The sequence below is a fragment of the Vreelandella sp. ssv genome (genome assembly GCF_059448525.1).
Window position 1 is genome coordinate 1,309,685 of sequence record NZ_CM182545.1, and the last position, 12,894, is coordinate 1,322,578.

The 12,894-nt window shown below is 44.2% G+C and carries 8 protein-coding genes; all 8 read left to right on the top strand.

Annotated features, from left to right (window positions below; translation table 11 throughout):
- Positions 1–41: 41 nt before the first annotated feature.
- Positions 42–1,337 (top strand): hypothetical protein, encoded by a 1,296-nt coding sequence (locus AC5TBW_RS06060; protein WP_495511197.1) that lies wholly within the window; start codon positions 42–44, stop codon positions 1,335–1,337.
- Between the two features lie 42 nt (positions 1,338–1,379).
- Complete coding sequence (locus AC5TBW_RS06065) at positions 1,380–2,981, top strand: aldolase catalytic domain-containing protein (protein WP_495511198.1); 1,602 nt, start codon at positions 1,380–1,382, stop codon at positions 2,979–2,981.
- Positions 2,982–3,012: 31 nt separating this feature from the next.
- The gene (locus tag AC5TBW_RS06070) at positions 3,013–3,759 is read left to right on the top strand and encodes a 3-deoxy-manno-octulosonate cytidylyltransferase (protein ID WP_495511199.1); all 747 of its coding nucleotides are present in this window, start codon (positions 3,013–3,015) and stop codon (positions 3,757–3,759) included.
- Positions 3,756–4,418, top strand: coding sequence for an HAD family hydrolase (locus AC5TBW_RS06075; RefSeq protein WP_495511200.1), 663 nt, complete (start codon positions 3,756–3,758; stop codon positions 4,416–4,418). The genes AC5TBW_RS06070 and AC5TBW_RS06075 overlap by 4 nt, the downstream gene beginning before the upstream one ends.
- Before the next feature lie 67 nt (positions 4,419–4,485).
- Positions 4,486–7,020 (top strand): FkbM family methyltransferase, encoded by a 2,535-nt coding sequence (locus tag AC5TBW_RS06080; RefSeq protein ID WP_495511201.1) that lies wholly within the window; start codon positions 4,486–4,488, stop codon positions 7,018–7,020.
- Positions 7,021–7,028: 8 nt separating this feature from the next.
- Positions 7,029–9,266 (top strand): heparinase II/III family protein, encoded by a 2,238-nt coding sequence (locus AC5TBW_RS06085; protein ID WP_495511202.1) that lies wholly within the window; start codon positions 7,029–7,031, stop codon positions 9,264–9,266.
- A 107-nt stretch (positions 9,267–9,373) separates the two neighbouring features.
- Positions 9,374–11,227 carry a glutamine--fructose-6-phosphate transaminase (isomerizing) gene (gene glmS / locus AC5TBW_RS06090; RefSeq protein ID WP_495511203.1) on the top strand — a complete coding sequence of 618 codons (1,854 nt, stop codon included), beginning with the start codon at positions 9,374–9,376 and terminating at the stop codon, positions 11,225–11,227.
- A 235-nt stretch (positions 11,228–11,462) separates the two neighbouring features.
- On the top strand, positions 11,463–12,800 hold the full coding sequence (glmM, locus tag AC5TBW_RS06095) for a phosphoglucosamine mutase (RefSeq protein WP_495511204.1): 1,338 nt from the start codon (positions 11,463–11,465) through the stop codon (positions 12,798–12,800).
- Positions 12,801–12,894 lie beyond the last annotated feature (94 nt).

Sequence of the window (12,894 nt, forward strand, 5' to 3'; positions counted from 1 at the left end):
GCGTCATTTTTATGATTACCACTTTAAGGTAAAGGTGCTAAATGAATGATATTTATTCAAAGGTAATTAAGTTTTCACAGGTTAAAGCATCTAAGCTTTCTCCTATAAAAAAAGCTAGGGTGATGAAAGTACTGCGGTTTTTCAAGGAAAGTGATGTTTTTAATAATCTTTTAAAACAGGCTTATTATAACGATGAGATGAGCATCCCATCTCTATATTCAGATGGACTAGCTTGTTGTAATGTTGGCTTTTTTGCGGGTCAGAATGTATTGGTCTTTAAAGATCTAGAAACGGACAAGTCGTTTTATATAACACAGTTAAGTTGTCTGATATACAGTATATTCGACCACGAGGATAATGTTTTATTCTCTAGTGAAGTGAACAAAGCTAGGCAAGACCCTTTGATTAAAAAAATACTACTAGAAGTGAAACGTAATAAGTTTAATGATGGTGTTTTTTTAGGTGTAATTAATGGATACGGCAGGCCTTACCACTATTTTTATGATAAAGCTCCATATTTAATTAACATTGATTGTGTCAATGTAGAAACTTTAAAAGTTTTGTCTTTACGTGATAGCGCATTTTTGCCAGCTAGTTTTTTTGGATCTAATGATGAGATAGTAGCCGATAACTTAAAGGATGCTTATGAAAATAATGATGGATTTTATATCGATGTTGGCTATCCCTTAGGTTACAAATATAAAACTAAAGTAAACGACGATTTTGATAAAAAAATAAAAGAGAAGTATTTTAATATGCTGCCTAATGAACCTATGTTAAATCTCAACACTGTTGTGATTTGGTTAGGTATGTGTGTTGAAAAACGTGTTTGGCTTGAAAGAAACAAGGCTTATAGAGAAATTATTCTAAGACTAATGGATGAAGTGAACGATATCATATTTGTGTTTGATGGTTTGACGCGACCTGTTCACACAAAAATAGACGATTTTATTAATTTACCTACCATACAAGAAGAGATAGAGTCTATACAAGATTTTATCTCTTCTATCGAAGCACCTATAAAATTTGTGTCACTTGTAGGAGCTGGTTCAGAAGAGAAATTGATTTGGGCTTTTAGAACTAACTTTTTCATATCAAATGCACTAACTGACTCCATCTGGTGCTCACGCTTTGGTCAAAAGCGAGGTGTGTGTTATAGCTCAGCGGCCTCTTATTCTGAAATACTACGGCAGCATAGGCATCCATCAAGCCTAATAATTGATCAAAGCTTAATTGAAGATGTTGGTGAAAAAGACAGTAATTGGTCGAAAATGGATTTTTCAATAAATCCCAATATTTTTTCGAAAATTGTTTTTACAGAGTTGAATGAATGTTAATTCTAAATTAATGGTTAATTAAAACTACCAAGGCTGATAAGTATGATTAATTTCCTAGACTGTACCTTGCGTGATGGTGGTTATTATAATTCCTGGGATTTTCCCGAGGGACTAATCCACGAATATTTAGAGGCAATGCAAGCTGCTGGTGTGGATATTGTAGAGTTAGGCTTACGTTCACTGAAAAATAATGGTTTTCAAGGCGCCTGTGCCTTCACCACTGACGAGTTTATTCAAGGCTTAACTATCCCTTCTGGTCTGACTGTCGGTGTGATGGTGAATGGGAGCGAGTTAGTCGGGACAGTTCCTATTTTAGAGGCCTTGGAGCGGCTATTTCCGAATGATGCGGCTAACTCGCCTGTCGAATTGGTTCGTATTGCTTGCCATGTACATGAATTCGCACAAGCGCTTCCTGCAGTAACGTGGCTTAAAGATCGCGGGTTTATGGTGGGATTTAATCTCATGCAGGTGGCAGATCGTTCCGAAGAAGAAGTAAAAGCACTTGCACGTGAAGCCAAAGCTTATCCACTAGATTCTTTATACTTCGCAGATAGTATGGGTAGCATGAATCCCGGTCAGGCCGCACAAATTATTCAGTGGATGCGTACCGAGTGGGATGGGCCCATGGGTATTCATACACACGATAACCTTGGATTAGCGCTTTCCAATACTCTCCGAGCAATTGACGAAGGTGTTACCTGGGTAGATGCAACTGTGACGGGCATGGGGCGTGGCCCTGGCAATGCACGCACGGAAGAGCTGGCAATCGAACTAGCTGCACGCCGCGACAAGCAGGTAAGCATGGTGCCGCTAATGGCTTTGCTGCGTAAACACTTCAAGCCTATGCAAGAACATTATGGCTGGGGTACGAACCCATATTACTACTTAGCAGGTAAGTATGGTATTCACCCAACATATATCCAGGAAATGCTCAGTGACTCCCGTTATGATGAGGAAGACTTACTAGCGGTGATTGAGCACTTGCGTATCGAAGGTGGCAAGAAGTTCAGTGTGGATACATTAGATGCTGCACGCCATTTTTACCGCGCTGAAGCGCAAGGTCGCTGGTCTCCACAAGAAATCTTTAATGGTCGTGATGTTTTGTTATTGGGCACAGGTCCGGGTGTAGAACGCCATCGTAAAGCTCTAGAAATTTATATACACCAGACAAATCCAATAGTAGTAGCTCTGAACACGCAAAGTGAGTTGGATGCACGCCTTATAAATTTTCGAGTCGCTTGCCATCCTGTAAGGTTATTAGCGGATTGTGAGGAGCACACTCGATTACCCCAGCCATTGATTACCCCATACTCTATGCTGCCCGATGACGTACGAAATGCATTAGCCGGTAAAGAGATTCTCGACTTCGGTTTAAATATCTCGCCAGGAAAATTTGTATTTGGAACCGTTCATTGTACGTTGCCGACCTCTCTCGTTGTGGCTTATGCGTTGGCAGTAGCTACTAGTGGCAGTGCTAAAAAAGTACTTATGGCTGGCTTTGATGGCTATAGCTCTGATGATCCTCGAAGTCAGGAGATGCATCAGTTATTTGGGCAGTACCAGTCAACTAAGAATGCATTGCCGTTAACAGCTATTACACCAACACGGTATGCAGTACATTCTGAATCTGTTTATGGCCTGTAATATTGCTAACTCTAAAAGAAGAGGTGTAATAATGCGAAGCGTAGTAATTATACCCGCAAGGTATGCTTCAAGTCGATATCCAGGGAAGCCATTAGTTCCACTCCTGGGTAAACCGATGATTCTTTGGGTTGCTGAGCTTTCAGCTAAGGCTGTGGGTGCTGAAAATGTCTTCGTCGCTACAGAAGATCAAAGAATTGCAGAAGTGGTAGAAAAAGCTGGTTTTCAAGCTGTAATGACGAGCGACGATGCATTAACAGGGACTGACCGCTTAGCTCAAGCTGCAGAAAAGATCAAAGCTGATATTTATATAAATGTGCAGGGTGATGAGTCGTTAGTTAATCCAGAAGATATTCTCAAGATATGTAATGCTAAGAAAAATCATATGAATGATGTGATTAATGGTTTTAGCTGGATTAGCGATGCTGAAGATCCATATAGTGTTAATATTCCAAAGGTGATTACCAACGAGCATGATGAGCTGGTATATATGTCTAGGATGGCATTGCCTGGTTTTAAAAATGAAGAACATGCGCCGAAACGTTATAAAAAACAAGTTTGTATTTACGCTTTTACTCTTCAGGAACTAAGTGCTTTCCGCGGTTTTGGTCGTAAAAGTGAGCTAGAATATAGTGAAGATATAGAGATTTTACGGTTCTTAGAGATGGGCAAAAAAATCCGTATGGTTGAAACTCGTCCTGGTAGTTTAGCTGTGGATGTACCAGAGGATGTAGCTGTCGTAGAGAATGCGCTACGCCAAGCGAGAAAGGTGAGTACGTGAAGTCTTCTATTTCTCAATATACTACATTAGTTTTTGATTGTGATGGCGTAGTGCTGGATTCTAACCGTGTTAAAACAAATGCCTTTTACAAGGCTGTTTTGCCCTATGGTAAAGAAGCCGCGGAGGCATTGGTTAACTATCACGTTACTAATGGGGGTATATCACGCTATAAAAAATTCACTCATTTTATTCAACAAATTGTACCTGCTGTAGCGCCATTTACTAATGGGCCGAATTTTGACGAGCTGCTGCATTCTTATGCTAAGGAAGTGCGACAAGGTTTACTCGACTGTGATTCTGCTCCAAGTCTGCGCATGCTACGAAATAAAACGCCTCATGCTCGCTGGTTAATTGTCTCAGGAGGTGATCAAACCGAGCTGCGCGATGTTTTTTTAGTTCGGGGCTTAACAGGATTATTTGACGGTGGTATCTATGGTAGCCCGGACACCAAAGATGAAATACTAATTCGTGAGTTGGCCAGCAATAACATTCAGCAGCCTTCTCTCTTTATTGGTGACAGTAAATATGACTATCAAGCAGCTAATGCCGCTGGTCTAGATTTCGTTTTTATGAGTGCCTGGAGTGAGGTTTCGGATTGGCCTGATTGGGTTCGACAGAATAATCTAAGTCATTATGAAGCGCTATCTAGCTTGATTTAGATTTAGTTATTAATATATTTATTAATATAAATTATATGTGCTTTATAAAGAGAAAAGTGTTCTTGATATGACATTAAAGGCGAGTGGCGCTAGTGAGCTTAAAAATTGTGTAGAACAACGAGTTGTACAAGTGACTTTATCTTCAATGAATGAAATGCTCGGCGAAGCGCTGTTTTTAAAAAAGCAACTTGAACTTGCTCCTTTTACAACAATTTCTTTAGAAGGCTGGGATGACTGGGAGAGGGATCCACTCAATAACCGTAGCTGGCAATGGCGCCTTAACTGGCTTTCTTTTCTTTCTTATTTAATGGCCTATCACCGTACTTCTAAAAATGATGCCGTGCTGAGTTTTGCCCGTGAGGCTATTCAATCATGGTTAGATACCTATCTAGATACAGATAGTAGTTATTCTTTCGAATTTATCTGGCACGATCACGCCACTGCATTACGCGCAGAGCAGTTAGTGCTATTTACTTTTTACTGCCAAGAGCATGCCCCAAGTTGGTCTCAGAAACACATTGAGTTTCTTGAATATGTGGAAATTGCTCTGGTGGTGCATGGCAATTGGCTTGCGAAAGACAGTTTTTACTCAGAGCACACTAATCATGGCCTAGAGCAGTCTCGAGTCCTACTACTTTTAAGTACTGTGTTTGAGGGTGAGCAAGCAATTGAATGGCAGGAAATTGCGCTTCGCAGAATAAGAAGCGAGTTAGAGTTTTCATTTACAAGTGAGGGTGTTCATGTTGAAAATAGCCCTGCATACCATATATTTGTATTTAAAGTATTTCTTGGTATTATCAAAGATTATCCTGCCAGTGCTTTAGGAAACTTGGCTGAACAGTTTGACCAGTTTTCGGCTAAAGCTTTAAGCTTTATTACCTATATCTTACGTCCAGATGGTACCTTGCCACCCATTGGTGACACCGAGCAACTGCCAACCTCCAACTCTTACGCTGAAAGCTTCTCTGATAAAGAAATTTATCAGCCGCTTCTTTACGCGCTGACTTTAGGGGAAAAAGGCCATAAGCCTGCTATGCTAAATCAGATTTATCCTAAATCAGGCTATGCAGTATTTCGGGACAGTTGGCCGGATACGAATTCCTATCATCAGGCCTTTCATATTGTGATGAAACTGGGGTGCCTAAGTCGTTACCATCATCAACAGGATGAGGGGCATGTCTCGGTTTATGGGTGGGGTGAAGACTGGCTTATTGACTCCGGCCTGTATAACTATGTTAATTCTGACCCCGTACGTAAATACATGCGTGGCCGTGCTGGTCATAATGTGCCATTAATCAGTGGCACTAGTTATCATAAAGAGTTTGAACATCGTCTTGATAATTGGAAGGTTATTGATCACTGTAACTCAGAAGTTACTCCTTCTGTTACTTTGGGCCTAAAAGTATTAACGACAGTTGAGCAGAAGAGAAAATTTTGTTTTTTTTCTGAAGAAAAGCGCCTAAGTGTTTCTGATAGCTTTGAATTTACTGACGAAAAGTCACACGATATAACGTTGCAGTGGCACGTGCCTAGCGATAAAAAGATATCTGTTGAAGGTGATGAAGTAATTATTGCTTCCAAATCTGGTTCAAAATGTATTCTGATGTTTCAAAATGAGAAGCCCGATGAAGTGCATATATTGAATGGACGGAAGAATGATAAGGTCTATAGCTGTATTTCATACAAGGCAAATGCGTTAAAAGACTCTCAAGTTATACGCGCAGTATTTAAAAGCCGATATGCATTGAATGTTGAAAGCGTCTTCACATTTTTAGTTTCAAAAAGTAAGACCGTTTTGACACCCTCTCATTCGGTTCATCAAGTAAAAGTAAATGATACGTGTTATAAAATAGAACTACCGGATTATAAGGCTGACTATATTCAGAAGTTTATTGCCGACCATGGTAGGCCATATGAGGCTGAGATGCTTGAGGCTATGTCCATTGGTTTAAATCCAAAGGATTTAGTATTGGATATAGGTGCTAATATTGGTAACCATACGCTTTTTCTAGCATGTGTTTTAGGATGTCAAGTGCGGGCCTATGAACCAAACTCTCGTCTATATGAACCATTGATCCGCAGTGTGAAACACAATGGCATAACAGACTTGGTTCAGGTCTCGCCATATGGTGTTGGGCGAGTGTCTTCGAAGGCACGGTTAACAAGGCTTGATGAGAGCAATTTAGGCGCGCAATCTTTGGAGCTGTTGAGCGAAGGAAGTGTTGGTATCGATGTTGTTCGTCTGGATGACCAAGTGTTTGAATCACCAGTTTCTGCAATAAAGATCGATGTAGAGGGAATGGAGCTTGCTGTTTTAGAGGGGGCAGAGTCTTTGATTCGGAAAGACAGACCTTTACTAGTGGTCGAATCTGTTGATACTGCACATTATGATACTTTGCAAGAATTTATAAAAAGAAATGGCTATGTATATTGCAGTTCTTTTAATGGTACGCCTACGCATTTTTTTATTCATCAGGATAAGGTTTCAGGCTCACCCTGGATAAATCTTTTTTTTGCTAAAGGTCGTGAGTTTTATCAGATGCGACATTTTCATAAAAAATTGAAGAAAACGATACAGCAGCTTAATAAAATCCAAAAATAAGGTAGATTATGCCTAAGTTGACCAATGCGAAACTGGCGAAGATTTTTGAGGATAAGGACGCTTTAGCTAAAGGACAACTGTACTTTGAGGAAGGCTTTCTCCAGTTGGGATCTTTTGATCCAGTAGAGTTGAGTCTTGAAGATGCTAATAGGAGTGACTGGGAGCAGGATCCTCTCAATAATCGCAGCTGGCAATGGCGGCTTAATTGGCTTTCTTTCGTTTCCAATCTTATCGCTTTTCATCGAGTTTCATGTAATCAAGAGGTACTTGATGTTGCACGCACTGCAATTGAGTCTTGGTTAGATTGCTATCTTGAAACTAATTCACATTATCCCTTTGAGTTTACATGGCATGATCATGCCACTGCATTACGCGCCGAGCAGCTAGTACTGTTTTCTTATTATTGCCGCGAATATGCTTCTGAATGGGCCGAACAACACATTGAGTTTCTCCATTATTTGGAACAAGCTATTGTTGTGCATGGAGAGTGGTTAGCAAAAGACAGTTTCTATTCCGAGCACACCAACCATGGTTTAGAACAAGCGCGCGTTTTGCTTTTTATAGGTACTTTATTTGATGGGGAGCTGTCACAGGCGGGTAAATGGCAGAATACTGCCTTACAGAGAATCAGTAGTGAGCTCGAATTTGCATTCACTAGCGAAGGCGTTCATGTCGAAAACAGCCCTGCCTATCATGTATTTGTGTTTAAGGTCTTTATAGGCATTATCAAAGATTATCCGTCTGATGTGCTGGGAGGCCTAGCTGACGAGTTTAAGCAATTTTCAGCCAAGGCGCTGAATTTTATCACGCATATTTTACGTCCTGACGGCTTGCTACCGCCTATTGGTGATACTGAGCAGCTTCCTACTACTGATGCTTATCAGGAAATGTTTGGCGATACGCGTGAGTATCAGTATTTTCTTTATGCACTCTCCCAAGGAAAGCAGGGAGTATTGCCGCCCGAGCTAAATCGTGTCTATCCAGCGTCTGGGTATGCCATCTTTCGTGACCAGTGGCCTGCGCAAGAACACTACTCAAAAGCTTTCCATATTATCGCTAAGGTGGGGTGTTCTAGCCAGTATCATAATCAGCAAGATGAAGGTCATATCAGTCTCTATGGTGGTGGTGAAGACTGGTTGATTGATTCGGGCCTTTATAACTACATCAATAAAGACCCAATACGGAAATACATGCGTAGCCGTGCAGGTCACAATGTACCCATGATCTCCCATGCAAGCTATGCAAAGGATTTCATGCATAGGCTGCGCTCGTGGCAGGTTGAAGGCTATTGGGAAGCTGCCGGTAACCCACACGTGAGCATGAAACTTGAAGTACTCCCACCGGTAGTGCATACACGACAAATTGATTTTGATACCCAAGCCAAGGTGGTTGAAGTTGAAGATAGCGTGGCTGCTGACGATGGGCAGCTTCGCGACATAACGCTGCAATGGCACTTCCCTCAAGATAAAAAAATTGCTATCGATGAGAGTCGAGTAGTGGTTACCAGCCCTACTGGCAACCAACTGAAAATTGATTTTATCGGTGAAGATCCTGACAGCCTTTCTGTAGCTAAAGGGCAGAAAGAAGACCGCGTTTTCAGCTGTATCTCTTACCAAGCTAATAAGGTTGAACCTAGCCAGTTATTACGTGTTGTATTTAAAGATCGTGCTGCACTAACGGTTGTAACTCGTTTTATCTTTGAGATAACCAGCGAGAATATAGCTCCATCGCTTGAACCTGCTATTGATGATTCACAACCCTTGGCCGGTATGTTGAATCGTTGGAGAGAAAGTGGGCAGTGCTTGCATACAGTCGTTCTCGGTAGCGGTAACGCCAATTTAGAGTTGGCTAAGTGGCATCGAGCGGAAGGCTTGGGGCATATCAGTTCGTTCGTGAATGATGCTCAGCAGTGCAAAGCCCTTCAGAAGCTGATAAGTAAACATTATCTCGCCTCTTGGTTAAACAGCCATTCGCTAGACGGAGTAGATGCTTCACCTATGAGTTTCAATAAGCAGCTGTTGCAGGGTATAGAAGGTGTGTCGCTGCTTTTAATCACTGGACGTGGTTTCATAGAGGAGCATTTAGCTGGAGTATTGTTAGATATGTTGCCGTTGATAGCTGAACGTATGACAAGCTCTGGTCATATATGGGTTAGTTCTCGCCTACCTGAGCATTTGAAAGAGCTTTGTGAGTATTGGTCTGAGCAGTATAAGCTTTCGCTTAGCTATGTCACAGGTATGGAGTAAACTCATATCTGTTTGTTACACACCTCAATATCATTGACCATTTTTTTCATTATTTATCTTTTATCGTTCATTACATGAATTGGTAACCAACACATATAGGAATATTTATGTGCGGAATTGTTGGCGCGGTAAGCGCAAAGGACAGCACGGCTTTTCTTCTGGAAGGCTTATCTACATTGGAGTATCGCGGCTACGATTCGGCGGGTTTGGCGCTGTTGTCGGGTGAGCAGGGCAGTGGTTTGAAGCGTGCCCGCTCGAAAGGGCGTGTAGCTGAATTATCTACTCTTGTTAAAGAACAAGGTTTAAGCGGTAACGTGGGTATTGCCCACACGCGCTGGGCCACCCACGGTGTGCCCGCCGAGCGCAATGCCCACCCACACATTTCCGGTGGTTTGGCGGTGGTGCACAACGGCATTATTGAAAATTACGAAGCGCTGCGTACTCAGTTGCAGGGCCTAGGCTATGAGTTCACTTCCGATACCGACACCGAAACCATTGCCCATCTGATTCAAGCCTGCTTCAAGGGTCAAATTGGTGAGCCAGCGGAAAACCTTTTTTCTGCTGTGCAGTGCGCAGTCGCTCACCTGAAAGGGGCGTTTGCTCTGGCAGTGATAAGTGAGGAAGAGCCGGATTGCTTAGTGGTTGCCCGTGAGGGCTCGCCTTTAATGCTAGGCATTACGGATGATGGTCACTACGCCGCGTCAGATGCTTCTGCGCTTATCTCTATTACCAAGAAAATGATGTATTTGGAAAATGGGGACGTAGCCCGTTTGACACGTGAAACCATTACTTTGGTAGATCGCATCGGCCAACCTGCTCAGCGAAAGGTGATCACTTCTAATCTAAGTGCCAATGCCGTCGAGCTGGGCGATTACAGTCACTACATGCAAAAGGAAATCTTCGAGCAACCCCTGGCACTCAGCAATACGCTGGAAATGATTAGCGGGGCAGGGCAGCTACAGCCAGGGATTTTTGGTGCGCAAGCCGCTGCCATTTTTGATCAGGTTGAAGCGGTGCTGATTCTTGCATGTGGTACGTCAAGCTATGCCGGTATGACCGCTAAATACTGGATTGAGCAAGTGGCGGGCATTCCCTGTAATGTCGAAATTGCCAGTGAGTACCGCTATCGCCAAAGCGTAGCCAATCCTAAACAGCTAGTCGTGGTGATCTCCCAGTCCGGTGAAACGGCCGATACGCTGGCGGCCCTTCACCATGCAAAAGCGCTGGGTCATACCCATACCTTGGCGATCTGTAACGTGCCGGAATCCGCCATTGTGCGTGAAACCGCTTTGCGCTTTATCACCCGTGCTGGGCCTGAGATTGGTGTGGCGTCTACTAAAGCATTTACCACTCAGCTAAGCGCTCTGTTCCTGCTTACCTTGCTATTGGCTAAAGCTCACCAGCGGCTAAGCGAAACAGATGAAAAAGCCTATTTGGATGAGCTTCGTCACTTGCCCATCGCGGTAGATAAAGTGCTTGCGCTTGAACCCAGCATAGAAGCCTGGGCGAAGCACTTTGCTAATAAGCATCATGCGCTGTTCTTGGGCCGTGGGCGGCATTACCCTATCGCGTTGGAAGGGGCATTAAAGCTTAAAGAGATCTCTTACATTCATGCGGAAGCCTACCCGGCGGGTGAGTTGAAGCATGGCCCCTTGGCATTGGTCGATGCGGAAATGCCGGTGGTGGTGGTCGCTCCCAATGATGAGATGTTGGAGAAGCTCAAAGCCAATATGCAGGAAGTGAGCGCCCGCGGTGGCCAACTGTATGTGTTTGCCGATGGTGACAGTGCGGTCAAGTCTAGCGAAGGTGTCAATGTGTTAATGATGCCGGAGCATTACGGTTTGCTGTCACCGGTATTGCATGTAGTAGCGCTGCAGTTGCTTTCGTATCACGTGGCGCTGGTGAAAGGCACGGATGTGGATAAGCCTCGTAATTTGGCAAAGAGTGTGACGGTAGAGTAAGGCTGCTTAGTGGTGGCTAGTTCGGGGCGGCTGTTCGCCGCCGCCTGCGGGTGCCTCATTCGCTCGTGCCTCGCGAGATTCGTTACCACGCGCTACGGGTATGTGCATGTAGTTTAAATATTGTGGCACCTATTGCGGGTGCCTCATTTGCTCATACCTATCGAAACTCATCACCATGCGCTACATGGCCACTTCTTTTATATATTCATGATTCACTTTTTAGGTTGTTTTAGTTATGCGTAAATATTTCGGCACGGACGGTGTACGCGGTCGCGTGGGATCATTCCCGATGACCCCTGATTTTGCTATGAAACTTGGTTGGGCCGCCGGTCAAGTGTTGGGTGCTGAAGGCGTTAAAGAAGTATTAATTGGTAAAGATACCCGCGCAAGCGGCTACATGCTGGAGTCCGCTTTGGAAGCGGGCTTCTCGGCGGCGGGGGTTAATGTTGCCCTTGTAGGGCCATTGCCCACACCTGGTGTTGCTTATTTAACGTCTACCTTCCGGGCAGACGCTGGCGTTGTTATCAGCGCCTCCCATAACCCGTTTGATGATAACGGCATTAAGATTTTTGCCCAGGGCGGCCATAAGCTAACGGATGTTCAGGAGCAGGAAATTGAGCGTTGGTTAGAAGTCGCTATTGAAGGCGGTATGACCTGCGTTAGCTCTGATAAGCTGGGTAAAGCGCGTCGCATAGATGATGCCGCTGGCCGTTACACCGAGTACTGCAAGGCTAACCTGCCAAGTCATATGAGCTTAAACGGCTTAAAAATTGTGGTTGATAGCGCTAATGGTGCGGGTTATAGAGTCGGGCCTGCGGTTTATCGTGAGCTAGGCGCTGAGCTAATCAGCATTCACGATACGCCTAACGGGATCAATATTAATGAGTCCTGCGGTGCCACCAATCTGCAAAGCCTTTGCGATGCAGTCATTGCTCATAAGGCGGATATGGGAATTGCCTTGGATGGCGATGCTGACCGCTTAATGATGGTGGATCATACCGGTGCTGTGGTCGATGGCGATGAGCTTCTATTCCTACTGGCGAAAGATGCCAAACGCGCGGGTTATAAAGGCGGCGTGGTAGGCACTCAAATGAGTAACCTCGGCCTTGAGCAGGCCCTTAGCGGCCTAGATATTCCCTTTAAGCGCGCTAAAGTGGGTGATCGCTACGTGCTTGAACAATTAAACGCCACGGGCTGGCGGTTGGGGGGCGAAGGTTCAGGCCACCTGCTGAGTTTGGATCACGCCTCTACTGGGGATGCCATCATTGCCTCATTACGTGTACTGACTAGCTTGTTAGAGCAACAAGCATCGCTGTTTGATGCCAAGCAGGGAATGCATAAACTACCGCAAACCTTGATTAACGTGCGTTATACCGCCCAGGAAGGCCACGACCCGCTAGAAACCCCGGCAGTGCAGCAAGCCGTTGCGCAAGTAGAGCAGCAGTTAGGCCAAGATGGTCGTGTGCTACTGCGTAAATCAGGCACCGAGCCGCTGATTCGGGTGATGGTGGAAGCAGTCAATGCCGAGCAAGCAGAATCATCCGCTCAGCAAATTGCTGACGCCTTGGTGTAAAGCAGGAATTGATGGTGACCCATGCGGGTAACCCATCTTCATCTTAAAAGCGTCCTTTTGATTCGCCAGCACTTAACTTGCCGCGTTAAGTTGT

What these genes read in the sequence shown, in the direction of transcription:
- AC5TBW_RS06080 (WP_495511201.1), top strand. Translation starts at nt 4,486, where the DNA reads ATGACATTAAAGGCGAGTGGCGCTAGTGAGCTTAAAAATTGTGTAGAA.
- AC5TBW_RS06085 (WP_495511202.1), top strand. Translation starts at nt 7,029, where the DNA reads ATGCCTAAGTTGACCAATGCGAAACTGGCGAAGATTTTTGAGGATAAG.
- AC5TBW_RS06065 (WP_495511198.1), top strand. Translation starts at nt 1,380, where the DNA reads ATGATTAATTTCCTAGACTGTACCTTGCGTGATGGTGGTTATTATAAT.
- glmM (WP_495511204.1), top strand. Translation starts at nt 11,463, where the DNA reads ATGCGTAAATATTTCGGCACGGACGGTGTACGCGGTCGCGTGGGATCA.
- glmS (WP_495511203.1), top strand. Translation starts at nt 9,374, where the DNA reads ATGTGCGGAATTGTTGGCGCGGTAAGCGCAAAGGACAGCACGGCTTTT.
- AC5TBW_RS06060 (WP_495511197.1), top strand. Translation starts at nt 42, where the DNA reads ATGAATGATATTTATTCAAAGGTAATTAAGTTTTCACAGGTTAAAGCA.
- AC5TBW_RS06070 (WP_495511199.1), top strand. Translation starts at nt 3,013, where the DNA reads ATGCGAAGCGTAGTAATTATACCCGCAAGGTATGCTTCAAGTCGATAT.